Source organism: Xanthomonas cannabis, assembly GCF_040616535.1.
GTDB lineage: Bacteria > Pseudomonadota > Gammaproteobacteria > Xanthomonadales > Xanthomonadaceae > Xanthomonas > Xanthomonas cannabis.
Genome location: NZ_CP136580.1, coordinates 2,060,957 through 2,082,807, shown reverse-complemented (window position 1 = coordinate 2,082,807; position 21,851 = coordinate 2,060,957). Strand labels below are relative to the sequence as shown.

17 protein-coding genes and 1 tRNA gene are annotated in these 21,851 nt (G+C 64.0%); 3 read left to right on the top strand and 15 right to left on the bottom strand.

Annotated elements, in window-relative coordinates:
- Nucleotides 1-253: 253 nt before the first annotated feature.
- Nucleotides 254-2,869 carry an exo 1,3/1,4-beta-D-glucan glucohydrolase gene (locus RZV17_RS08980; RefSeq protein ID WP_355608747.1) on the bottom strand — a complete coding sequence of 872 codons (2,616 nt, stop codon included), beginning with the start codon at nt 2,867-2,869 and terminating at the stop codon, nt 254-256.
- A 434-nt stretch (nt 2,870-3,303) separates the two neighbouring features.
- Here RZV17_RS08980 and RZV17_RS08975 point away from each other — a divergent pair, with 434 nt between their 5' ends.
- Entirely contained in the window at nt 3,304-5,259 is a 1,956-nt protein-coding gene (locus tag RZV17_RS08975) for an alkaline phosphatase PhoX (RefSeq protein WP_355608744.1), read from the top strand.
- Nucleotides 5,260-6,290: 1,031 nt separating this feature from the next.
- On the opposite strand, the gene RZV17_RS08970 is transcribed toward RZV17_RS08975, so the two are convergent.
- The 8 genes from RZV17_RS08970 to pcnB form a co-directional block, all read right to left on the bottom strand.
- Nucleotides 6,291-6,917: an AAA family ATPase gene (locus RZV17_RS08970; protein ID WP_355608741.1), complete on the bottom strand. Its 627-nt coding sequence runs from the start codon at nt 6,915-6,917 to the stop codon at nt 6,291-6,293.
- A gap of 3 nt (nt 6,918-6,920) precedes the next feature.
- On the bottom strand, nt 6,921-7,265 hold the full coding sequence (locus tag RZV17_RS08965) for a type II toxin-antitoxin system prevent-host-death family antitoxin (protein ID WP_047696105.1): 345 nt from the start codon (nt 7,263-7,265) through the stop codon (nt 6,921-6,923).
- A gap of 293 nt (nt 7,266-7,558) precedes the next feature.
- Complete coding sequence (gene pgi, locus RZV17_RS08960) at nt 7,559-9,073, bottom strand: glucose-6-phosphate isomerase (RefSeq protein WP_355608738.1); 1,515 nt, start codon at nt 9,071-9,073, stop codon at nt 7,559-7,561.
- Complete coding sequence (gene panD, locus RZV17_RS08955) at nt 9,070-9,450, bottom strand: aspartate 1-decarboxylase (protein ID WP_003481969.1); 381 nt, start codon at nt 9,448-9,450, stop codon at nt 9,070-9,072. Before panD ends, pgi begins: the two co-directional genes overlap by 4 nt.
- 176 nt (nt 9,451-9,626) lie before the next feature.
- Nucleotides 9,627-10,469: a pantoate--beta-alanine ligase gene (gene panC, locus RZV17_RS08950; RefSeq protein ID WP_355608735.1), complete on the bottom strand. Its 843-nt coding sequence runs from the start codon at nt 10,467-10,469 to the stop codon at nt 9,627-9,629.
- Nucleotides 10,466-11,281, bottom strand: a complete 816-nt coding sequence (gene panB, locus RZV17_RS08945) for a 3-methyl-2-oxobutanoate hydroxymethyltransferase (protein ID WP_047696111.1) — start codon at nt 11,279-11,281, stop codon at nt 10,466-10,468. The genes panC and panB overlap by 4 nt, the downstream gene beginning before the upstream one ends.
- Nucleotides 11,282-11,316: 35 nt before the next feature.
- The gene (gene folK / locus RZV17_RS08940) at nt 11,317-11,802 is read right to left on the bottom strand and encodes a 2-amino-4-hydroxy-6-hydroxymethyldihydropteridine diphosphokinase (RefSeq protein ID WP_184374178.1); all 486 of its coding nucleotides are present in this window, start codon (nt 11,800-11,802) and stop codon (nt 11,317-11,319) included.
- A gap of 3 nt (nt 11,803-11,805) precedes the next feature.
- The gene (pcnB, locus tag RZV17_RS08935; protein ID WP_355608731.1) at nt 11,806-13,173 is read right to left on the bottom strand and encodes a polynucleotide adenylyltransferase PcnB; all 1,368 of its coding nucleotides are present in this window, start codon (nt 13,171-13,173) and stop codon (nt 11,806-11,808) included.
- Between the two features lie 49 nt (nt 13,174-13,222).
- Between pcnB and RZV17_RS08930 the strand changes: the two genes are divergently transcribed.
- Nucleotides 13,223-13,297: transfer RNA gene (locus RZV17_RS08930), tRNA-Glu, on the top strand.
- Nucleotides 13,298-13,798: 501 nt separating this feature from the next.
- On the opposite strand, the gene folE2 is transcribed toward RZV17_RS08930, so the two are convergent.
- From folE2 to RZV17_RS08915, 3 genes are read right to left on the bottom strand one after another with little or no spacing between them, the layout of a single operon-like run.
- Entirely contained in the window at nt 13,799-14,716 is a 918-nt protein-coding gene (gene folE2 / locus RZV17_RS08925; RefSeq protein WP_355609275.1) for a GTP cyclohydrolase FolE2, read from the bottom strand.
- A 37-nt stretch (nt 14,717-14,753) separates the two neighbouring features.
- On the bottom strand, nt 14,754-15,911 hold the full coding sequence (locus tag RZV17_RS08920; RefSeq protein ID WP_355609272.1) for an N-acetylmuramoyl-L-alanine amidase: 1,158 nt from the start codon (nt 15,909-15,911) through the stop codon (nt 14,754-14,756).
- Between the two features lie 12 nt (nt 15,912-15,923).
- Nucleotides 15,924-16,115 (bottom strand): hypothetical protein, encoded by a 192-nt coding sequence (locus RZV17_RS08915; protein ID WP_355608729.1) that lies wholly within the window; start codon nt 16,113-16,115, stop codon nt 15,924-15,926.
- A 697-nt stretch (nt 16,116-16,812) separates the two neighbouring features.
- Between RZV17_RS08915 and RZV17_RS08910 the strand changes: the two genes are divergently transcribed.
- Entirely contained in the window at nt 16,813-17,247 is a 435-nt protein-coding gene (locus RZV17_RS08910; protein WP_355608726.1) for a hypothetical protein, read from the top strand.
- On the opposite strand, the gene RZV17_RS08905 is transcribed toward RZV17_RS08910, so the two are convergent.
- The 3 genes from RZV17_RS08905 to xylA all read right to left on the bottom strand — a co-directional run bounded on the left by RZV17_RS08905 (nt 17,231) and on the right by xylA (nt 21,842).
- Nucleotides 17,231-18,730 carry an MASE1 domain-containing protein gene (locus RZV17_RS08905; protein ID WP_355608723.1) on the bottom strand — a complete coding sequence of 500 codons (1,500 nt, stop codon included), beginning with the start codon at nt 18,728-18,730 and terminating at the stop codon, nt 17,231-17,233. The two genes, RZV17_RS08910 and RZV17_RS08905, sit on opposite strands and share 17 nt — an antisense overlap.
- Nucleotides 18,731-18,989: 259 nt before the next feature.
- Nucleotides 18,990-20,417, bottom strand: a complete 1,428-nt coding sequence (locus RZV17_RS08900; RefSeq protein WP_039413115.1) for a sugar porter family MFS transporter — start codon at nt 20,415-20,417, stop codon at nt 18,990-18,992.
- An 87-nt stretch (nt 20,418-20,504) separates the two neighbouring features.
- Complete coding sequence (gene xylA, locus RZV17_RS08895) at nt 20,505-21,842, bottom strand: xylose isomerase (RefSeq protein ID WP_355608720.1); 1,338 nt, start codon at nt 21,840-21,842, stop codon at nt 20,505-20,507.
- Nucleotides 21,843-21,851 lie beyond the last annotated feature (9 nt).

Below are 21,851 nucleotides of genomic sequence, written 5' to 3'. Positions count from 1 at the left end.
TCTCCTGTCTGGCTCTGGGGTATGCGCCGACGGTCGGGCAGGACTGCAGAGAGCCACCGCCGCGCACCGGGTGCGCGATGGCAGCGCGGCGAACCGCAGCTGCAGGCCATCCCGGCCGATCGACAACACCGCCCCCGCGGCGGCTGATGACACCACCGCGATCGGTGGCCGCTGTAATGCGTTGCCGATGGCGGCAACGCGCTTGTTTGCTTGCGTCACGTCATGCCCGGCGGCCTGCCGCCAGGCATGCGCATTACTTGACCGGGCAGTCCACCGTGGCTTCGGCTTCGTTGAGCGCGCCCAACGCCACCCTGGACACCGACAGGTTCAGTGCCGCAGCGCTTTCGATGCTGGCCACCTGGGTCAGCTTGGTCACGTCGGCACCGGCCACGGCGAAGCACTTGAGCGGAACCCCCACCACCTTCCACTGACCCTGCGGCAGTGCGGCCAGGGTCTTCTGTGCATCGACCCGGCCACCGCACTTGTCGCCGCAGCCCACGCCCAGCCACACCGGCGCGGTCACGGCGCTGTCGCGGCGCACGGTCAGCTGCAGCTGCACGTCGCCGTTGCTCTCACGCGACACATCCACCGGCTTGCCGGACACCAGCAGCACGCTGGCGGCCTTGTCGCCGGACCACACCAGGCGGCGTGCATCTTCCTGCGCCTTGTGATCGACCGCGCTCATCTTCAGGCTGCCGTCGGACAGGCCCACCGGCAAGGTGGTCGCCGGCATGTTGGCCTGGCCCGCATTGGACAGCTGCATGGCAATCCCCAGTGCCGGCTTGCCGCGCACGAAGTACACCCCGCCCACCGACTGCTCGCCGGACACGCCCGATTCTTCCGGCAGTGCCGCCAGGTCACCCTTGTCGGCATAGGTCAGGCCGAAGCCGAACTTGAACTGCGGGTCGTAATCCTTCTGACCCACGTTGTTGGCGAACTGCATCGCGTTCTTGGGCCAGGAGAAGCTCAGCTTGCCCTTGAAGTCGTTCTGCACGCTGCCATCTGCCTTGCGCAGCAGCACATCGGCAATGCCTTCGCCTTCCGAACCCGGCAACCACGCAGCAACGAACGCGTCGGAGGCGTTGATGTACTGATTCATCCACAGCGGACGGCCGCTCAGGAACACCGCCACCACCGGGATGCCTTCGGCCTTGAGCTTCTTGATCAGCGCCAGCTCGCTCTCGTCGCCCGGCTTGTACAGCAGGGTGGCGATATCGCCCTGGAACTCGGCGTACGGGTTTTCACCGAACACCACCACCGCAACGTCGGGCTTGGTCTTGTAGGCGCCGTCCACGGCCAGCTCGGCGCTGCCGCCGGCCGCCTTGATCTGCTTGTCCAGGCCTTCCCAGATGGTGTTGCCATTGGGGTAGTCGCTGCGCTTGGTGCCGGTGCCCTGCCAGTTCAGCGTCCAGCCACCGGACTGCTTGCCCATGTCGTTGGCACCATCGCCCAGCACCAGCACGCGCTTTTTCGGATCCAGCGGCAGGATGCCAGCCTGGTTCTTCAGCAGTACCAGCGATTCGCGCACCGCCTGGCGGGCGATGGCGCGGTGTTCCGGTGCGCCCAGCAATTCGTATTTGCCACCGAGCGGACGCTTGGACGGCTTGCCGGCCTCGAACAGGCCCAGACGCAGCTTGACGCGCAGGATGCGGCGCACCGCATCGTCCAGGCGCTCGGCCGAAATCTGGCCGGACTTCACTGCTGCCAGTTCGGTTTCGTAGATGCCCTTCCAGCTATCGGCGGCCATCGCCATGTCGACGCCGGCAATGAACGAGGCCGGGCAGTTGTCGTTGGTGCAGCCCTTGACCTGGCCCTGGCCGTTCCAGTCGCCGACCACGAAGCCGCCGAAGTTCATGCGGCCCTTCAGCACGTCGGTCAGCATGACCTTGTTGCCGTGCATCTTCTCGCCGTTGAAGCTGTTGAACGAGGCCATCACCGTCTGCGCACCGGCCGCGATCGCCGGCGGGTAACCGGCGGCGTGGATGTCGCGCATGGTGGCTTCGGACACCTTGGTGTCGCCCTGGTCCTTGCCGTCGGTGGTGCCGCCGTCGCCGACGAAATGCTTCACCGAAGAAATCACGTGGCTTCCGTCCAGGAACTGCGGCGTACCCGGGGTGCCCTGCACACCTTCGACCATCTTGCCGGCGAAGCTGGCCACCACATCCGGCGACTCGGAATAGCCTTCGTAGCTGCGGCCCCAACGGTCGTCCTGCGGCACTGCCACGGTGGGCGCGAAGGTCCACTCCATGCCGGTGACGCGGGTTTCGGCAGCGGTGACTTCGCCGATCTTCTTGATCAGGTCGGGGTTGCGCGTGGCCCCTAAGCCGATGTTGTGCGGAAACAGCGTGGCGCCGACGATGTTGCTCTGGCCGTGCACCGCATCGATGCCGAAGATGATCGGAATCGCGTTGCCGCCCTTGGAGGTGTCCATCGACGCTTCATAGAACGCGTCGGCCAGCTTCAGCCATTCGGCCGGGCTGGCGTTGTACTTGCCGCCCGGGTCGGAATTGCCGCCGGCCAGCACCGAGCCGATACGGTACTTGCGCACGTCGTCCGGGGTCAGGCTGGCGATGTCGCCCTGGACGGTCTGGGCGACCTTTTCTTCCACGCTCATCTTGGCCATCACGTCGGTGATGCGCTGCTCCAGCGCCGCGTCCTGCGCGAATGGCCACTTCGGCGAGGGCCACTGGTCCGGATGGATGGTGGTGGAAGACTCCGCAGGCGCGGTGGCCGGGGCGGTCTTGCTCGCCTCGGCAGCGGTGGTGTCCTTGCCTTGGCAGGCGGCCAGCATCAGCACCGCCGCGGCGGTTGCCAGAGAGAGGGCACGCCGCGCGACGGGCGCGGCGGTACGGCGAAGCAGCATGTCCAAGATTCGAGTCTCCAGGGTGGTTCTCCCACGGCGATGCGTTGCGCCGCAGGCCATTAGGCGGCGTACGCTTGCGTGATTCCCCTACCCTGTCAACAACGCGCGACCGTATGCCAAATGACGGCCAACTTATTGACCAGGGCTATAGCGTTGGAATACCGACAGCACCTGTGAAACCACGGAAAACTGCCATATCCGCTGCCGCGCCTGGCATTGCGGGCAGGCGCACTTTGCTGCAATGCACCACCCGCAGGCCCGGGCAGTGCGCAGCCCCTGCCTGTGCGTGCCCTGCTGCAGCGTTCGCTTGTGCATGCACGTCCGAACACAGGGCAACGGGTGAGCTCGCCGTCAAACAACTGTCATACCACCGGCCTAGCGTGACCGGCTTGCCGATGTGCCATCGCCATCGTTGATCGTTGCCTTTGCCTGGAGTTTCGATGTCCGCCTCCCCCGATCCCTCTCGCCGTCGCCTCATGCAATTGCTGGCGGCCGTTCCCCTGTTGCCGCTCGCCAATGTCAGTGCCGCCGCGTTCCAGCAACTTGGCAGCGCCGCACTGGCCGCGCGCCCGTTGCGGCCATCGGACACCCCGACCCGTCTGGTCTCGGCCACCTTCCATGGCATGCCCGCGCCCAGCCTGGCCAACCCGGCGGCGATGGCCACCACCACGGTCGGCTCGGCACTCACCGTGGCGCGCAGCGACGGCAGCACGCAGCGCTACGCATTGGCGTATCACCCGTTCTTCGTCACTGGCGACCAGGTGCCCGACGGCAAGGGTGGCACCGTGCTGGCCGGCGGTTACTACGACATCCAGCATCGCCCGATCATTGACCGTTCGAAACCCGGTGCCGAGCGGCCGTTCTTTTCCGACTGCCCGGACGGCTCTTCGCTGCTGACCCTGCCCGATGCCAAGGTGCCCGGCGTCAAGGGCAACCACGTCTTCGCGGTGGTGCAGTTCGAATACACGACCCGCGACCAGGCCGGCAACGACACCAACCGCCACCTGCCCGCGCCAATCGCCGTGCTGACGCTGGATCAGGACCCGGCCACCGGCAAGCTGTCGTTGGTGAAGTACCACAATGTCGACACCGCGCCGGTGCACGGGCTGTGGACCACCTGCGGCGCCAGCCTGTCGCCGTGGAATACCCATCTGTCCAGCGAAGAGTACGAGCCCGACGCCACCGCGCTGGCCGGCAATACCCAGTTCCGCAGCTATAGCACGCATCTGTATGGCGACCCGGAAAAGGCCAACCCGTATCACTATGGCCATCTACCCGAAATCACCGTACACCCGGACGGAACCGGGAGCGTGCGCAAGCACTATTGCCTGGGCCGCATCTCGCACGAACTGGTGCAGGTGATGCCCGACCAGCGCACCGTGCTGATGGGCGACGACGCCACCAACGGCGGTCTTTTCATGTTCATTGCCGATCGCAAGGCCGACCTGTCGGCCGGCACCTTGTACGTCGGCAAGTGGCAGCAGACCTCGGGCATCGGCCCGGGCGCGGCCACGCTGCGCTGGATCAAGCTGGGCCACGCCACCAGTGCCGAGGTCCAGGCCATGGCCGACCGCCTCACCGCTGCCGACATCCTCGACGTGCATCTGAGCGACCCGGGCGATGCCTCGTTCACCAAGATCCCGTTCAACGGCACCTTCAACTGGATCCGCATCAAACCAGGCATGGAAAAGGCCGCCACCTATCTGGAAACCCATCGCTATGCCGCGCTGGCCGGCGGAAGCCTGGGCTTCACCAAGCTCGAAGGCACCACGGTCAATGCCAAGGACAAGGTCGCCTACATGGCCATGTCCTACATCGTCACCAGCATGCGCAATGGCTCGGGCGACGTGAAGGTGGAAGGCCCGGATGCTGGCGCGGTGTACGCCTTGAACCTGCGCGGCGGCCAACGCGACAGTCACGGCGCGCCGATCCATAGCGACTGGGTGCCGATCGACATGGCCGCCCCGGCCGCGCTCACCGGCCACGATCTGGCCACGCCCGACGCGCTCGGCAATCTTGCCGACCCCGAGCGCCTGGCCAACCCGGACAACCTCAAGTTCTCCGAATCGCTGCGCACCTTGTTTATCGGCGAAGACAGCAGCCTGCACGTCAACAATTTCCTGTGGGCCTACAACGTGGACAGCGGCGCGCTGACGCGGGTGCTGTCGGTGCCGGCGGGTGCGGAATCGACCGGCCTGCATGCGGTCGACGAGATTCACGGTTGGACCTACGTGATGAGCAATTTCCAGCACGCCGGCGATTGGGAAAGCCCGCTGCACGACACCGTCAAGCCGGTGCTGGACCCGCTGATCCGCGCCAACTACAAAAATCGCTTCGGCGCCGCGGTGGGCTATCTCACCGGCGACCCGGTGGCCGTGCAGCTGGGCAAGGCGTGAGCGCAAGGTGTCGTCGCTCGCAGCGCAGGCAACGCGCTGCGGTCGGCATCTTCGTCCGTCGGTCACATCGACTGCACGACAGTCGCTTGCATGAGAGCGCGTTGATGTATGGCCATCGCGCAGCGTGGAGTGCGCGGTGCCCTCACCAGACAGTTGGCTGGTGCCTTCATTGAAGAACGGAATCAGCGCAGCAGAAAAGTTGCCGGCTGTTTGATTGAGAGCTCTGCGCACCGACCAACTCGACTGGCCCTTGCCCGCTCACCGTCGCGGGACCTTGAGCGGCATGGATGCCGCGCCAGAGCCTCCAGGGACGGATTCACGGCGTGTCCCGCGATGGTGGGCGGGCAAGGGCCCTGCAGCAAACGCGCAGCCTCGGTCGAGGGCGCGGCGCCCTCACCGCTCGCGGGACACGCCGTTAACCCGTCCATGGGGGCTCGGTGGCGGCATCCATGCCGCCAACGGTCCCGCAATCGGTAAGGACACCGCAGCAGACCGTTGGCTGGTGGCTTCTTGAAGAACGAATCAGCGCACCGGACAGTTTGCCGACTATTTGATTGAGAGCTCTGTGCACCGACCAACTTGACTGGTCCTTGCCCGCTCACCGTCGCGGGACCTTGAGCGGCATGGATGCCGCGCCAGAGCCTCCAGGGACGGATTCACGGCGTGTCCCGCGATGGTGGGCGGGCAAGGGCCCTGCAGCAAAGGCGCAGATGATCCGCTCTCCGCCTGATCTGCCAGGATTGAGCAATCAGGTAGCGAGGCCTGCATCGTGCGTCGAGAGCGTTTGACGATCTTCAAGTCCGGCCGAGGGCGCGGTGCCCTCACCGCTCACGGGACACACCGTGTACCCGTCCATGAAGTGCCCCCCGGAAGTTGGACACCGCACCAGACAATTGGCTGGCCGTTCTGGTTAAAGCGATGCACACCCGGTCTGCGATAGGTCGGCATGACGTCGTTTTACTAGCCGATCTTGTTCCCAACGCGGTGCGAATCAGGCAGGCGACTCCCGTAGGCCAGCCCGGATGTGCAGCTCAAGACACGCGGCGCGTCTCCAATGCCGCCATCACGATCGGCTTGGCCCAATCGGGCACCTGCGCCAATTCTGCAGGTGTTTGCGGGTAGTGCAGGCCGCCGCGGTCCAGTTCCAGCACCAACATCGGCGCCGCCTGACCCGCCGCGTCGGCCGGCGCGCTGTTGTCGTAGACATGCAGCACTGCCAGATGCGGCAGCAACGCGATCAGGTTGGCACGCGATGTGTCGTAACGCCCGCGGATCTTGTGCTCGGGAATGGCATGGCCGCCGGCAGCGACCCGTGCTGCCACGCGCTGGACGTGCAGGTCCACCGTTGCCAACCCGCAGAACCAGACCGCCACCGTGTGCTGCGCGCCGGCCTCGCGCAGCAGGCGCGGAATGGTGCTGGCACCCAACGTCGTTTCGAACGCGAAATCGCTGCCGTAGGCCATCGCCTGGCGCAGCCGTCGCACGCCTTCCTGCCAAGCCTGGGCATTGGCCTCTTCCAGTGTCCAGCCCTGCTCCACCAGTTGCCGGGTGAAGGCGTCCGGGTTGAACCAGCTGGCGCCGTCTTCCTGCAGCAAGGTGCCCAGCAATGAACTTTTGCCGGCGCCGTTGACGCCAGCCAGTACCAGGATATTTCCCATCGATCAGAGCGACGGGCCCAAGGCGATCTTGCGGCCACGGCGTGCAGGCTTGGCGATCACCTGGGCCAGCACCGCGCCATCGGTGACCGCGGCAAGATGCGCGTCGAATTTGGCCTGCAAGGCCTGCAGCGACTGCGCGCGCGTGGCCGCATCGGCAAGCGCACTGGCCTGCCGCACGAGATGCCGGTATTCCTCTGCATCCACCACCACCGCTTCGGGGTGATTGTGATTGGTGATGACCACCGCGCCGTGGGTGCGCACCTTGCGCATCAGGCTGGGCCAACCCTTGATCTTGATGTCGGCCGCTGGCGCTTTTTCAAGCTCGGGCAAGTCCTGATGACGGGACATGGGGCGGTCCTGCGATGTGGGTGACGTCAGCCTACGCCAGAACGTCCATTTTGGGAAATTTATCCATTTTAGACGTAGTGAAAAAAGGTGCCGAACCAAGTACGGCTGATTGATACGCAGCAGACAGCTGTCAGATGGACGCAGACGCTCTCAGACCCAAACGCACACCTGGTGCATGCCGCCCCAAGCATCGGCCTCGCCCGCTTGGGGTGAGCGCACTCGTTTCGTTGGGCTGCTCCAAACGGAAACGGGGCCCGCAGGCCCCGTTGCTTGTCACGTACGCTGCGACAGGCTCAGCCGCGCAGCTTACCCAGCAGCTCGCGCGTCACCGGGTCGGCCACCTCGGCCGCTTCGCCCTTCAGCGCCGGCAGCAACTGGCTCGCCAGCTGCTTGCCCAACTCCACGCCGAACTGGTCGAACGCGTTGATGCCCCACATCACCGACTGCACGTACACGCTGTGCTCGTACATCGAGATCAGCGCGCCCAGCGCCTGCGGGGTGAGCGCATCGAGCAGGATCACCGTGCTCGGGCGGCCGCCCGGGTAGCTGCGGTGCGGGTCGCTGCTGTCCTGGCCGTTGGCCAGCGCCTCGGTCTGCGCCAGCACGTTGGCCATCAGTGCGACATGGTTTTCCGCATACGGGTCGTCGTTGTGCACGGTGCCGATGAAATCGGCCGGTACCACGCTGGTGCCCTGGTGCAGCGCCTGGAAGAAGCTGTGCTGCACATCGGTGCCCGCACCGCCCCACCAAACCGCCACGGTGTCGCTGTCCACCGCCGAGCCGTCGAGTTTGACCCGCTTGCCCAGGCTCTCCATCACCAGCTGCTGCAGATACGCCGGCAGCAGTGCCAGGCGCTGGTCGTAGGTCATCACTGCGTGCGTAGCGCTACCGAGCAGGTTGCGGTTCCACACCGCGGTCAGCCCGTGCAGCACCGCGACGTTTTCTTCCAGCGGGGTATTAAGCACGTGCGCATCGAACTGCGCGGCACCTTCCAGCAATTGTTCGAAACGCTCAAAGCCAATCGCCAATGCAATCGGGAAACCGACCGCCGACCACAGCGAATAACGCCCACCCACCCAATCCCACATCGGCAGCACGCGGCCGGGCGCGATATCGAAGGCCTTGGCGGCGCGTTCGGGGTTGGCGCTCACCGCATACAGGCGCTCGCTGCCACCGAGCCAGGCATGCAGGATGCCGCCATTGAGCAGCGTTTCCTGGGTGCCGAAAGTCTTGGAAATCAGGATGCCGGCGGTGCGTGCCGGGTCCAGCGTCGCCAAGGTGCGCTGCATCGCCGCGCCATCGACGTTGGACACAAAATGCACGCGGAAACGCGCACCGGTGACCGGGCGCAGCGCATCGGCCACCAGGCGCGGGCCAAGGTCGGAACCACCGATGCCGACACTGACGATGTCGGTCACATCGGTGGCTTCCAGTTGCTGGATCAGCTCGCCCATGCGCTGGCGCACTTGCGCAGCGGTGGCATACGCCTCGGAGGCAACCGGCGCATCGGTCAGATCACCGCGCAACGCGGTATGCAATGCGGCGCGCTGTTCGGTGACATTGACCTGCTCGCCACGGAACAGGCGCTGGAACGCACCGGCCAGATCGCGCTCGCGCGCGATGGCGAACAGCGCGTCGAGCGCGGCGCGGTCGTACTTCTGGCGCGCGAAATTGAAATACAACGGACCGACTTGCCTGGCGTACTGCGTCGGCCGTTCCGGCTCGGCGGCAAGCAATGCGGGGATGGCAGCGCCGCGCAGGCGCTGGGCGTGGGCGTGAAGCGCGTCGAATCCGTTGGTCTGTGTCATGCGGCCTGGGTGGGGATGCTGTGGTTGGTGTGGGAGATCGCGTTGTGCGCGTTCACGTATACCAGATTGGGCTTGAAGGTCTTGGCTTCGTCTTCGCTCATGCTGGCGAACGCCGCCACGATGATCAGATCGCCCACCTGCACGTGACGCGCAGCGCCACCGTTGAGCGACATGATGCCGCTGCCGTCCTCGGCGCGGATGGCATAGGTGCTGAAACGCGCACCGTTGGTGACGTCCCAGATATGCACCTGTTCGAATTCGCGGATGCCGGTCGCTTCCAGCAGCAGGCCGTCGATGGCGATCGAGCCTTCGTAGTTGAGCTCGGAGTGGGTGACGGTGGCGCGGTGGATCTTGGCTTTGAGCAGGGACAGGTGCATGGACGCAGGCAACAACGAAAGGAAAGCCGGCATTTTAGCGGAAAGCGTCAGCGCCCACCGGTTTGCCGCACGCCCGGTCGTGAGGGCTTCAGGCCGGCCGCGACGCCAGCGCCCGCATGCTAGTCGCGCATGCCCGGCGCCGGCGTCGATCCAGCTGTTCGGCGCGATGCGGCGGCTCAGAATTCCAGATTGTCGATCAGACGCGTCGTGCCTAGCCGCGCGGCGACCAGCGCCACGCGGGCACCGGCATGGCTCTCGCCCGGCTCGTTCAGGTCGGGCAACCGCACCACCGCGTAGTCGACACGGAACCCCGCCTGCTCCAGCGCCTGACTCGCGGCCTGTTCGACCTGCGCACGCGGCGTGCCAGCCGCGTAGCTGTCGCGCATCTGCAGCAGCACCTTGCGGATCTGCGCGGCGATCGGGCGATCGTCTGCCGACAGATACTGGTTGCGCGAACTCATCGCCAGGCCATCGGCCTCGCGCACGATGCTGCCGCCGAGGATCTCGATCGGAAACGCCAGGTCGGCCGCCATCTGCCGGATCACCGCCAGCTGCTGGTAATCCTTCTTGCCGAAGGCCGCCACGTCCGGCTGCACCTGATTGAACAGCCGCGCCACCACCGTGCAGACCCCATCGAAATGCCCCGGCCGGCACACGCCTTCCAGCACGTCGCTGACGCCGGGCGCATGGACCGGCGTGGCCAGCGCGGTGCCGAGTGGATACATGGTCTCCACGTCCGGCAGCCACAACGCGTCGCACCCGGCATCCTCCAGGCCGCGCAGGTCGGCCTCGGGTGTGCGCGGGTAGCGCGCGAAGTCTTCGTTGGGGCCAAACTGGGTCGGGTTGACGAACACGCTGGACACCACGCGGTCGGCGTACTGGCGCGCCAGCATCACCAGCGAGTAATGCCCGGCGTGCAGGTTGCCCATGGTGGGCACCAACGCCACACGCAGGCCTTCGCGCTTCCAGCCAGCAACCAGGGCGCGCAACGCGGAAAGATCGGTCAGGGTCTGGATCATGCGGCGTACGCGTGCTCTGCATCGGGGAAGCTGCCATCGCGCACGGCCTGCGCGTAGGCGCGCACTGCGCCGGCGACCGAGCCGCCTTCAGCCAGGAAATCCTTGACGAACTTCGGCCGGCGGTGGCCGCTGTCCAGGCCCAGCATGTCGTGCATCACCAGCACCTGGCCGTCGCAGCCGGGGCCCGCGCCAATGCCGATGGTGGGCACGCTGAGTTCGGCACTGATCTGTGCGGCGATCGGCGTGGGCACGCACTCCAGCACCACCAGGCTGGCGCCGGCCTCGACCACCGCCTGTGCATCGCGGCGCAGCTGCTCACCGGCTTCGCCGCGGCCCTGCACCTTGTAGCCACCGAACCGCAGCACCGACTGCGGGGTCAGCCCCAGGTGCGAACACACCGGGATTTCGCGCTCGACCAGGTAACGGATGACCTCGAGCTTGTGCCCGGCGCCTTCGATCTTGACCATTTCCGCACCGGCCTGCAGCAGCTGCGTGGCGGCATCGAGCGCGCGTGCCGGCGTGGCATCGGCCTGGAACGACAGGTCGGCCACCAGCAAGGCCTGCTGCAGCGCCCGCGCCACCGAGGCGGTGTGGTAGACCATGTCGGCGGTGGTCACCGGCAAGGTGGAATCGTGCCCCTGTACCACCATGCCCAGCGAGTCGCCGACCAGGATCAGGTCCACGCCGTTGGCATCGAAGGTGCGCGCAAAGCCGGCGTCGTAGGCGGTCAACATGACCAGTTTTCGACCCGCCCGCTTGGCCTCGGCCAGGGCGGGCACGGTCCAGGGCTTGCTGTCGCTATGGCTGCTCATGAACTCATTACGTGGGGTGATAAGCCGGCCATTATCTACCCAATCGGCTCCAGCCCGCAGCGATCGATCGCTTGCAGGGCGTGCCGCACTGTTCCATGGCCTGGAATGATGGCGTCCGGCGCCAGCTCGGCCAGCGGCAGCAACGCAAAGCCGCGCACGTGCAGATGCGGGTGCGGCACCTGCAGGCGTGGCAGGTCGATCACCTGATCGGCATACAGCAGCAGGTCCAGATCCAGCGTGCGCGGGCCCCAGCGCTCGCCGGCCCGACGCTCACGGCCGAAGGCCTGTTCGATGCCAAGCAAGGCCTCCAGCAGCGGCAGTGGCGCAAGATCGGTGCGCAGCTGCGCGACGGCGTTGATGAAGTCCGGCTGGTCTTCGCGGCCCCAGGCGGGCGTGCGGTACAGACGCGAGGCGGCCACCAGGGTGGTCTGCGGCAGCGCGTCCAGCGCGGCAATGGCCGCGCGCACGCTGGCCTCGGCCGGGCCCAGGTTGGCACCCAGGCCGACAAAGGCGTTCTGCATGGCTTATTCGCCTGCCGGGGCGCCGGGGCGGCGGCGGCGGCGGCGACGCTTGCGTGGCGCGCCCTCTTCGCCCTCGTGGTCGGACTGCGCCGATTCGATCGCATCCACCAGCTCCTGGCCGGAGGACTTCTGCACCTCGCGCCAGAACTCGACGTCGGCAGCATGATCGGGCGATGCAAATTGACGCAGCACCAGGAAATCGAACGCCGCACGGAAGCGCGGATGCGACAGGGTGCGGAACACGCGCTTGCGCTGACGCGAGGAGAAGCGCGCCTGCAACAACCAGATTTCCTGCATCGGCAGCGAGAACCGGCGCGGCAATGCCACGCGCTCCAACTGATGCAAGGTGACGCGGTCGGCGGCACGGCGCTGCGCATCTTCCGGTTGCACGCCCTGCGCCTGCAGCCCCATCAAGGTGCGGCAGAACGCCGGCCACAGCAACAGCGCGAACAGGAATGCCGGCGACACCGGCTCGTCGTTGGCCACGCGCGCGTCGGTATTGCGCAGGCCTTCCAGCACCATCGCGCGCAACGCGCCGCTGCGGTTGGATTTCAGCGCAGCCGCACTCTCGGGGAACAAGGCGCCGAGCAGGCCGTAACGCTCCAGGCCCTGGAAACTGGCCACGCCGTGCCCGGACAGGAACAGCTTGAGGATCTCTTCGAACAGGCGCGCCGGCGCTGCCTCGGACAACAGACCGGCCAGGCGCGGGATCGGCTCGGCAGTGCTGGCTTCGATGTCGAAATTCAACTTGGCCGCCAGCCGCACCGCGCGCAGCATGCGCACCGGGTCTTCCTGGTAGCGCAGCTCCGGGTCGCCGATCAACTTCATCAGCCGTGCCTGCACGTCTTCGAATCCGCCGCAGTAATCACGCACCGAAAAATCCTCGATCGCGTAGTACAGGGCGTTGCAGGTGAAGTCGCGGCGGATCGCGTCGTCTTCAATGGTGCCGTAGACGTTGTCGCGCACCAGGCGGCCGTTATCCAGCTCGCGGTCGCCGCTGCCGTCGTCGACGTTGGCGCGGAAGGTGGCAACCTCGATGATCTCGCGGCCGAACACCACATGCGCCAGCCGAAAACGGCGGCCGATCAGGCGACAGTTGCGAAACAGCGCCTTGACCTCTTCCGGCGTGGCGCTGGTGGCGACGTCGAAATCTTTCGGGTGGCCGCCGACCAGCAGGTCGCGGACCGCGCCGCCGACCAGATAGGCGCCAAAGCCCGATTCGCGCAGGCGGTACAACACGCGCAGCGCGTTGGGGCTGATGTCCTTGCGCGAAATGGTGTGCTGATCGCGTGGGATGACGCGCAGCGTGAACGGGGATGTAACTGAGGGTTCGATGATGGCGCTTCCGTCTTGTGTTGCAGGATTGCCCAACGGCTATTACCTCACTATACTAGCGCGCTGCACAAGACGCGACAAAAACGCTCCCTTCGTCTAATGGTTAGGACGTGGCCCTCTCAAGGCTAAAACAGGGGTTCGAGTCCCCTAGGGAGCACCACGTTGGTCCTGCTGCAGATCACGCCAAGACCCCGCATTGCGGGGTTTTTGCGTTGTGGTGCAAGCAGTCTGCATGGGGTGTGGATTGCGCCGCTGCGCGGCAGGCAGCGACGGCCTTCGCGTGCATGCCCGGATCCGGACGACGTGGCCCCGAGGCACCATGTGGTCGAGGTTGGTTGCCGCCCTGCGCTGCCGGATTGGTCGCGTTGAACGTGAGCCCCGTGCGGCCGTGCTGATCGATATGTGATGCGCCGCGACCACCACCGCAATGTGGTTCAAGCGCATGCGCGCTTCACAGGCCTCGCACTGCAGATACCAGACGCCACATCGGTCACCGTCGCGTCGCTCACATCAGCCACAACAACACAAAACACACAGACGGGTCGAACAGCAATGCGTCACGCATGCCGCGTTTGTCGCGCCTTGCTGGAGCGGTCGCGACACGTGATGTGCGCACCGTTAGTGCCGGGCGCCTCGGCAATTTGCAGTACATGGTCTCAGTTCACACGGCAGCTAGAGAAGGTGAGTCGTCGTCGCTGCCGGTTTCGGCGACGGCGTCGTGGGCATGCAGGCTCTCCAGATGGCGTACTGCCACATGAAAGGTCGCGTAGTGCTCTGCCAGCGCCTTGCGCAGGCGTCGCGCTGCGTCTTCGACATACATCAGGTTTGCGCCATTCAAACGCGCAAATTCCTGCTCGTCGGTCCGCCGCACCGCGGCCTGCACCGGCGTTGCCAGCGCCCGCTCGCAGAGATCGAGCAGCTCACGGATCGCAAAGCGCTGCGTCTCCGCGCCCAGCTCAACGCGCACCTGCGCCACGCTGCGTTGGCTATGCGGGGTGGCATAGGAACCGTGCTCCTGCAGCCATTGCGCAACCTCCTGCAGCGGCAGCGCGTCGCGCCCGGCGTGCTGTTGCACGAACGCATCGCTCAACAACTGCCGCGACAACGCCGCCGAACATGGGCAGGTGGACGCGTACAGCACATCGACCTGTAGCTGGATTGTGGTGTGCCCTGCCCTGCAGTGCGCGACGACGTGCACCGGATAGGCACGCCAGCCGCTCAGCCCTTCGCTGCGCAGAGCCGGCATGCGCAGCAGCATTTCAAAGCGCAGCGTCAGCCGCGCCGCGCGGCTCCCGCAATCGGCATGACTGGCGACCAGCGCCTGCAGCAGCTGCGACAGCATGGCCGGCGACACCGGATGCTGCAGGTGCAGGTCCAGCAGGCGATACAGCCGCGACATGTGGATGCCCTTGAGCTCTGGCCGTGGCAGATCGACCTGCACGCTGGCGCGCGCGGCAAGCCTGGCGCCGCCAGCTTGCAGATGCACGGGGATGGCGATGTCCTGCATGCCCACCCAGCGCAAGGGCGCACTCAGGGCGGAGAGTTCGGTAACGGCAACATCGGGAAGCGTGGCGGACATCGGGTGCTCGTCGAAGGGTAAAGGTGGCGATCGCGGCTCAGGCGCGACCGGGAAAGGCAGCGAAGTAGTCGTCGATACCCGCATGCAGCGTCTGCGCCAGTTCGTCCTGATGCGTATCGCCACACAGGCGCCGGCAATCGTCGCGATTGCTCATGAAGCCGGTTTCTACCAGCAACGAGGGAATATCCGGCGATTTCAGCACTGCAAAGCCGGCCTGCCCGACCTGGTGTTGGTGCAGGTGCGTCACCTGCTGCAGGCGCGCCAGCATCAACGTGCCAAACGCAAGGCTGCTGGCGATGGTGCCGCTCAGCGACAGGTCGGCCAGTACCTGCGACAGCACCGGGTTGCTCGGCACCCGCAGCCGGCGCGCGGTGTCGCCCATGTCGTCGGCAGCGTTCTCGCTATCGGCGATCCAGTGCGCCAGTGCCGAACTGGCACCGGTCTGCGAGAGCGCAAACACCGAAGCGCCGCGCGCTTCGCGTGTTGGCGCGGCATCGGCATGGATGGAGACGAACAGATCCGCGTTGTGGCGATGCGCAATCAAGACGCGCTCATGCAACGGCACGAAGCGATCGTCGCTGCGGATCATGGTGGGCCGGTAGCGTGCATCGGCGGCCAGGCGCTGGTGCAGCCGTCCGGCCACCGCCATGGCGACATGTTTTTCGTAACGCGCATCGGCACTGACCGCACCCGGATCCTTGCCGCCGTGGCCGGCATCGATGGCGATGATGTAGGAATGCAGGCGCGAGCGGGCCGGGTCTACGGGCGCTGTCGCTGCAGCATGGCCGCTGACGGCCAGGGCCGTGCCGCCGGGCATGGCGGCAAGCTCCAGCACCAACGCACTGCCATCCCGGCGCACGTTGACCGTACAGGGCTGCCGCAGATCCAGCACGACGCGCAGACCATCGAGATGCGGCGCGCTGCGTATGCGGGTCACCGCAACGCCGGCGGGCATCGGATCGATAGGAGGCGACTGCGGCGACACGCCAGAAAGATCGATGACCGCACGCTCAGGATCGGACAACCTGAAATTGCGGTAGGCCACCTGCGCGCCCAGCTCCAGCCGCACGTGAAGCAACTCGCCCTGCTGTTGCACGCGGCACCCCCGCAAGGCCGGGAGCCCCTGCGCAGCCCCGAACGTCGGCGCAAGCATCAAGGCAGCAGCTCCACCCCGTAATAGATGCCGACGCTGCATCACGCCCTGCCCTCACAACTCAGGCAATCGACCCGCCACAGCAAACGGCAGCGCAGAGCGCAGTGCGATTCCGGACGGCAGCAAAAAAATGAAAGCAGGCAGGACACGGGAGGCAAGACTGCGCGGCAAAGACGAAGTGTTATAAAGTAACATTAATTCAGCAAAAGCAAGCCTGTCGCTATCGTCCTGCGCCTTCGCGTTCATCTCCTCGTCCAGAAGCCGCCCATGTCCCACCATATCCCCAGACCTACGACGCCTGGCGTCGCTGCATTGAGATCGACTGCGCCCAGCCCTGACCGCCCTATCGCCGAACGCCCCACCAGCCTGCAAAGTTTCTGCGCTGATGGGCAATCAGCATCTGCAACAGGTGATTGAATTGTCTGAGTGTGCTTGGATGGATTTAAGGATGGATAGATCCAGGCGTCATAAAACCTCACTTATCTAAATTAATAAATAAATAAGCTTTACGACTTTAGATAACTAAAATATAACTTACATGGAAACATGACTTACAAGAAGCTCGGGTTATTTATTAAATTGAGAGACAGTATGCGGATCTAAAGAAATCCACAGAAAAATCGAGAGCACGGCAAACCCCTCGCCCTAGGCTAAGAACTTGGCTTTTAGCAACATGACGCCTTTAGCAAAGTTAGTCTGCGACGATCATTTTTAAGAAGAAAGCAGCGAGCCTTACAACGAAAAAAGCACCATGAGCCGGATAAATCCGAGATCCATTGACGTACTCAGATCAAGCGACATGTCGTTGCGTCAATGCATTGACACAACACGGCCTCCCCAAAGATTTTTGACCCGGTCACTCACGAAATTGCAAGGAAACACGTACCTTAGACGGGCCTGAATCGCAGGCGAATATTTCCCGACTGAGGGAAAAGGCTAAGTCATGGAAATGAAGGCAAAGCTCGCAGTCAAGGCTCTTGGTACCCTTGCCGGCGCAATGCTGGTTGGAGTCGGATCAGCCTCTGCATGCTGTCCGGGCGACGGGACAATCTCCACAATGGCAACGACGGGGCTGGGTGAATCGGCACCACGCGCTACAAATCTGGCCGTAGATCCAACTTGGCGGATCTACGAGTTTCAACGAGAAGGAATGTTGTACCTACAGATCAACGATGCAACTGGCATCGTTCGCGGTGCGGTTGGCCGCGCGGGCGAAGTTCTTTGGGTGTTACCCATGGGCAAGGACGTCAGCCGGTTGACAGTTTCCACCCTGGTGATTCCAACAAGAGCACAGCTGGTCTACCGAACCGACAGCTTCACTGTGCACCTTGAAACAAGTACAGCTGGGGACCACTGGATCGTTAGGCGGACGAAATAACCGAAGTCTTTTCGGCAATGAGAAAGCTGATGACCAACGCATGGCGGCGGCGAAACCTACCGCCATGCGCCTTCAGCCGCGTTCGCAACTCTGCGTCAGCTTCAGATGCATCGCGATTTGTCACTTCCAGTACTGAAACATCAGCAAAGATCCTGATGACCACGCCCTGCGCATCACGGCTTTTCCATGTACGTGCCTGCACCAGATGCCGGTTGGCTTGCGGAAGCATCTCGAACGCGTTTAGTGCACATCGATATGCAGCCAACTGCAGCCCTAACGACAGATCGCCGCAGTTTCCTCGCAGTGCATGGTGGATCTGCGTGCCATAAAACCGCGCCAATGCAGGTGAGCGCAGCGCCTGATATACACCATGGGTTTCGATCTCGAGCGGATACAGGCCGGCAATATATTCGTGTAACAACTGAGACTCGATGATTCCTGCTCTAGTCATTTCCATGGCCGCAGCATGATGGCCGCGCTCACGTAACTGAGCGACACAGTCTTTGCGTAGCCGATTGAGATGGACATTGATATCGGAATAGTCGACGACGCAATTACGCAGCGTTCGCTCGGCAGCAAGGTAACCAGCCTGGGCAAACTGCAATGCTTCAAGTTGCACCTGATGCTGGTCGCCAGCTTGCGAATAAGCAAAAGCGAGCCGCGAACCGAGAACAAACAGTCCGGTGGCGATCACCGCAATCAGAAGTTGAACGCTAAATAGCTCTGCGTCGTAGGCAGCAATCCCATATTTCGAACGGGACAAGGCTGTAATGAGATTCGCCAGCAATCCCCCAGCTGCCGCTCCACGCCAACCATGGCGAAGCGTCAGGATGATTGCGGGCCCTACCAGGGACACCATCAAAACTTGTCGCAGCAGTGGCTCTGGGACGACGTTCGCAGCACAGAACAATGCTGCCATCGCAAGACCTGCAAGTGCGCTGTCACGCACCAAGTCGTCACGAAGATAGCTTTCTGTACGTCGATACCAGAGCAGACCCGGCAACAAAAACATCAAAATGCCCAGATACGAACCCAGCCATGTTCTCAATAGAATCTCAACGGGCGAACTGGCAATTGGGCCGCCAAGGGTGGCGTTTAATGCCATGCCACACAGGGTGCTCCACAAGGCAAGTAGCGCCATCAGTGGAAGGATTGCGTTGCGCAGGATCACATCAGGGGAATGCCGACGAATTGCAGACACAGCCAGCGCAACCGCAGGTGCAAACAAGAACGGGCTCAGGTATGCCCACAGTGGTGCGTAATCTCTTGTTTCCAACATCGGTACGCGTAACCAGAGCACGGCAGCGGCGTCACCTGCCAACAAGAATGGCCAACGGCGATAGGACATGAACAAGAGCGACACTGCTCTCAAACCAGCTGGCAGATACCACTGGTCAGCAGACAGATGCCAAACAAGCAGATAGACGACGCAATAACCCAGACTTAGCAGAAGTCCTTCCGCAAGCTCTCTAGCAACTGCCATACAACCACTCCCTGGCTCGTCGACGAATTTTCGCTAGTGTGAAGCTAACTGGCATGCCGCGTATAGCTGGAGCGCACAGATCGCAAGAATGCGTAACGCGGTATGACTTTGCCGATTCTCAGATAGACCATCGCTTGCACTAAGGTGGTGCGATCTCTCAGCGATGGTGATAGCAGCAATGCTGCATCGCCCAACAAAAAAGGCCGCGCACTGCGCGGCCTTCTTCGTTTTCCGTGCCGATATCGGCATACAGAGGCGATCAGCCCTCCATTTGTTCCAGTTCCTTGCCCTTGGTCTCGTAGACATATTTGAGGACGAAGAACACCGAGATGAAGGCGGCGACGGTGTAGATGCCGTAGGCGCCGGCCAAACCAATACTGCCGAGCAGGATCGGGAAGCTGACGGTGATGGCGAAGTTGGAGGTCCACTGCGCGGCGCCGGCGATCGCCAGGCCCGAGCCGCGGATCTGGTTGGGGAACATCTCGCCCAACATCACCCACATCACCGGACCCCAGGAGGCATTGAAGAACACCACGTAGACGTTGGCGGCCACCAGCGCGAGCATGCCCATGGCATCGGACATGGCCAGCTTGCCATTGGCGTCCAGCGAAGCGGTGGCGAACGCGTAGGTCACCAGCGCCAGCGACACGGCCATGCCGGCCGAGCCGATCCACAACAGCGGCTTGCGGCCGATCTTGTCGACCAGCATCACCGTGACCAGGCAGGCGCCGATGCTGAGGCCGCCGGAGAGCACGTTGATCAGCAGCGCGTCCTGCTCGGAGAAGCCCACCGCCTGCCACAGCACCGCGCCATAGTAGAACACCACGTTGATGCCGACCAACTGCTGGAACACCGCCAGGCCAATACCGATCCAGACGATCGGGCGGATCTTGCCGGTGGTCTTGTTGATCAGGTCGGAGAACTTGGGCTTGTGCTGGTCGGCCGACATCGAGGCGGAAATCTCGCTCAGCTTGGTCTGCGCGGCGGCATTGCCGTACAGGCGCTTGAGCACTACCAGCGCTTGCTCACGGCGGCCCTTGACCACCAGGAAGCGCGGGCTTTCGGGGATGACCAGCAGCAGCAACAGGAACAGGATCGAGGGAACCGCTTGCATCCAGAACATCCAGCGCCAGGCGGCCTGCCCGGCCCACAACGGCTCGGTGGAGGCACCGGCAGCGTTGGCCAGCAGGTAATTGCTCAGGAACGCGCAGAACAGTCCGCTGATGATGGCGATCTGCTGCATCGTCGCCAGCCGGCCGCGATAACGGGCCGAGGCAACCTCGGCGATATACGCCGGTGAAATGACACTCGCCGCGCCGACGGCAAAGCCGCCCATCACGCGCGCAAAGATGAAGAAGCCGGAGCTGTGCGAGGCACCGGCACCGATGGCCGAGAGCAGGAACAGCGCCGCAGAAATGATCAGGACCGCGCGGCGGCCCCAGCGGTCGGCCAGGCGGCCGGCAAAGAAGGCGCCGATGGCGCAACCCAGCAGCATCGAGGCGACTTCGAACCCGGTCTCGGCAGCACTGGAATTGAAGGTCTGCTTCAGGCCATCGACAGTGCCGTTGATCACGCCGCTATCGAAACCGAACAAGAATCCGCCGATCGTGGCTACGCAACTGATCAGGACGATAAAACGGGTGTTCTCACCGGCATCGGGGGCGCCGTTTACGGAGACACTGGACATGGGTTCACCTGGAAGCATGCAAAGGAGCGGCCACGGGGGTGGCCGACATCGGCCGGCGACGCGCAGTGCGCCGCCGGCCACGGGACATCAACGCGTCAGATACTGATTGATCAGGTTTTCGTAGGCTTCCTGACGGCCGCTGATCTGCTTGGGCGCATTGCCGGCGGCGTACTTGGCCAGATCCGCCAGCGTGCTGGTGCCGTTGGCAAAGTCGGCACCGGCGCCGCTGTCGAAGCTGGCGTAACGCTCGGCGCGCCAGGTCTCCAGCGGCGAAGACGTCAGCAATGCGTTGGCAACCTCAAGACCACGTGCGAACGCATCCATGCCACCGATGTGCGCCAGGAACAGGTCCTGCGGATCGGACGATTCGCGACGCACCTTGGCATCGAAATTCAGGCCGCCCGGTGCCAGCCCGCCCTGGCGCAGCACCACCAGCATCGCGCCGACGGTGTCGTACAGGTCGGTCGGGAACTGGTCGGTGTCCCAGCCGTTCTGCGGATTGCCGCGGTTGGCATCGATGCTGCCGAGCAGGCCGGCATCGCTGGCAACCTGCAGATCGTGCTCGAAGCTGTGACCCGAGAGCGTGGCGTGGTTGGCCTCGATATTGAGCTTGAAATCCTGGTCCAGGCCATGCTGACGCAGGAAGCCGATCACGGTGGCGCTGTCGAAGTCGTACTGGTGCTTCATCGGCTCCATGGGCTTGGGCTCGATCAGGAAGTTGCCCTTGAAGCCGATCGCGCGACCGTAATCACGTGCCAGGGTCAGGAAGCGCGCCATGTTGTCCTGCTCGCGCTTCATCTGGGTGTTGTGCAGGCAGGCATAGCCTTCGCGGCCGCCCCAGAACACATAGTTTTCGCCGCCCAGCTCCACCGTGGCATCGATCGCGGCCTTGACCTGCACGGCGGCACGCGCCACCACGTTGAAGTCGGGGTTGGTGGATGCACCATTCATGTAGCGCGGGTGCGAGAACAGGTTGGCGGTGCCCCACAGCAGCTTGATGCCGGTGGCGGCCTGGCGCTGCTTGGCGATGCCCACCATGTGCTTGAGGTTGCTTTCGTACTCGCCGATATCGTCCGCATCCGGCGACAGGTCGATATCGTGGAAGCAGTAATACGGCACGCCGAGCTTGGTGAAGAATTCGAATGCGGCATCGGCCTTGGCCTCGGCACGATCGAGCGCGCTGTTGCCGATATCCCACGGATACGCGCGCGTACCCGGGCCAAACGGATCGGCGCCGTTGCCGCAGAAGCTGTGCCAGTAGGCCACGGCAAAGCGCAGATGCTCGGCCATGGTCTTGTCGCCGATTTTCTTGTTGGCGTCATAGACCTTGAACGCGAGCGGGTTGTCGGAGTCGCGGCCTTCGAAGCCGATCTTGCCGATGCCGGGGAAATATTCCTTCGCGCCGATGAAAACGGTGTTGCTCATGGGGTGTGA

Coding starts and splice junctions, on each gene's coding strand:
- RZV17_RS08975 (WP_355608744.1), top strand. CDS start 3,304: ATGTCCGCCTCCCCCGATCCCTCTCGCCGTCGCCTCATGCAATTGCTG.
- RZV17_RS08970 (WP_355608741.1), bottom strand. CDS start 6,917: ATGGGAAATATCCTGGTACTGGCTGGCGTCAACGGCGCCGGCAAAAGT.
- RZV17_RS08965 (WP_047696105.1), bottom strand. CDS start 7,265: ATGTCCCGTCATCAGGACTTGCCCGAGCTTGAAAAAGCGCCAGCGGCC.
- pgi (WP_355608738.1), bottom strand. CDS start 9,073: ATGACACAGACCAACGGATTCGACGCGCTTCACGCCCACGCCCAGCGC.
- panD (WP_003481969.1), bottom strand. CDS start 9,450: ATGCACCTGTCCCTGCTCAAAGCCAAGATCCACCGCGCCACCGTCACC.
- panC (WP_355608735.1), bottom strand. CDS start 10,469: ATGATCCAGACCCTGACCGATCTTTCCGCGTTGCGCGCCCTGGTTGCT.
- panB (WP_047696111.1), bottom strand. CDS start 11,281: ATGAGCAGCCATAGCGACAGCAAGCCCTGGACCGTGCCCGCCCTGGCC.
- folK (WP_184374178.1), bottom strand. CDS start 11,802: ATGCAGAACGCCTTTGTCGGCCTGGGTGCCAACCTGGGCCCGGCCGAG.
- folE2 (WP_355609275.1), bottom strand. CDS start 14,716: ATGTCCGCCACGCTTCCCGATGTTGCCGTTACCGAACTCTCCGCCCTG.
- RZV17_RS08920 (WP_355609272.1), bottom strand. CDS start 15,911: ATGCAGCGTCGGCATCTATTACGGGGTGGAGCTGCTGCCTTGATGCTT.
- RZV17_RS08915 (WP_355608729.1), bottom strand. CDS start 16,115: ATGAACGCGAAGGCGCAGGACGATAGCGACAGGCTTGCTTTTGCTGAA.
- RZV17_RS08910 (WP_355608726.1), top strand. CDS start 16,813: ATGGAAATGAAGGCAAAGCTCGCAGTCAAGGCTCTTGGTACCCTTGCC.
- RZV17_RS08905 (WP_355608723.1), bottom strand. CDS start 18,730: ATGGCAGTTGCTAGAGAGCTTGCGGAAGGACTTCTGCTAAGTCTGGGT.
- RZV17_RS08900 (WP_039413115.1), bottom strand. CDS start 20,417: ATGTCCAGTGTCTCCGTAAACGGCGCCCCCGATGCCGGTGAGAACACC.
- xylA (WP_355608720.1), bottom strand. CDS start 21,842: ATGAGCAACACCGTTTTCATCGGCGCGAAGGAATATTTCCCCGGCATC.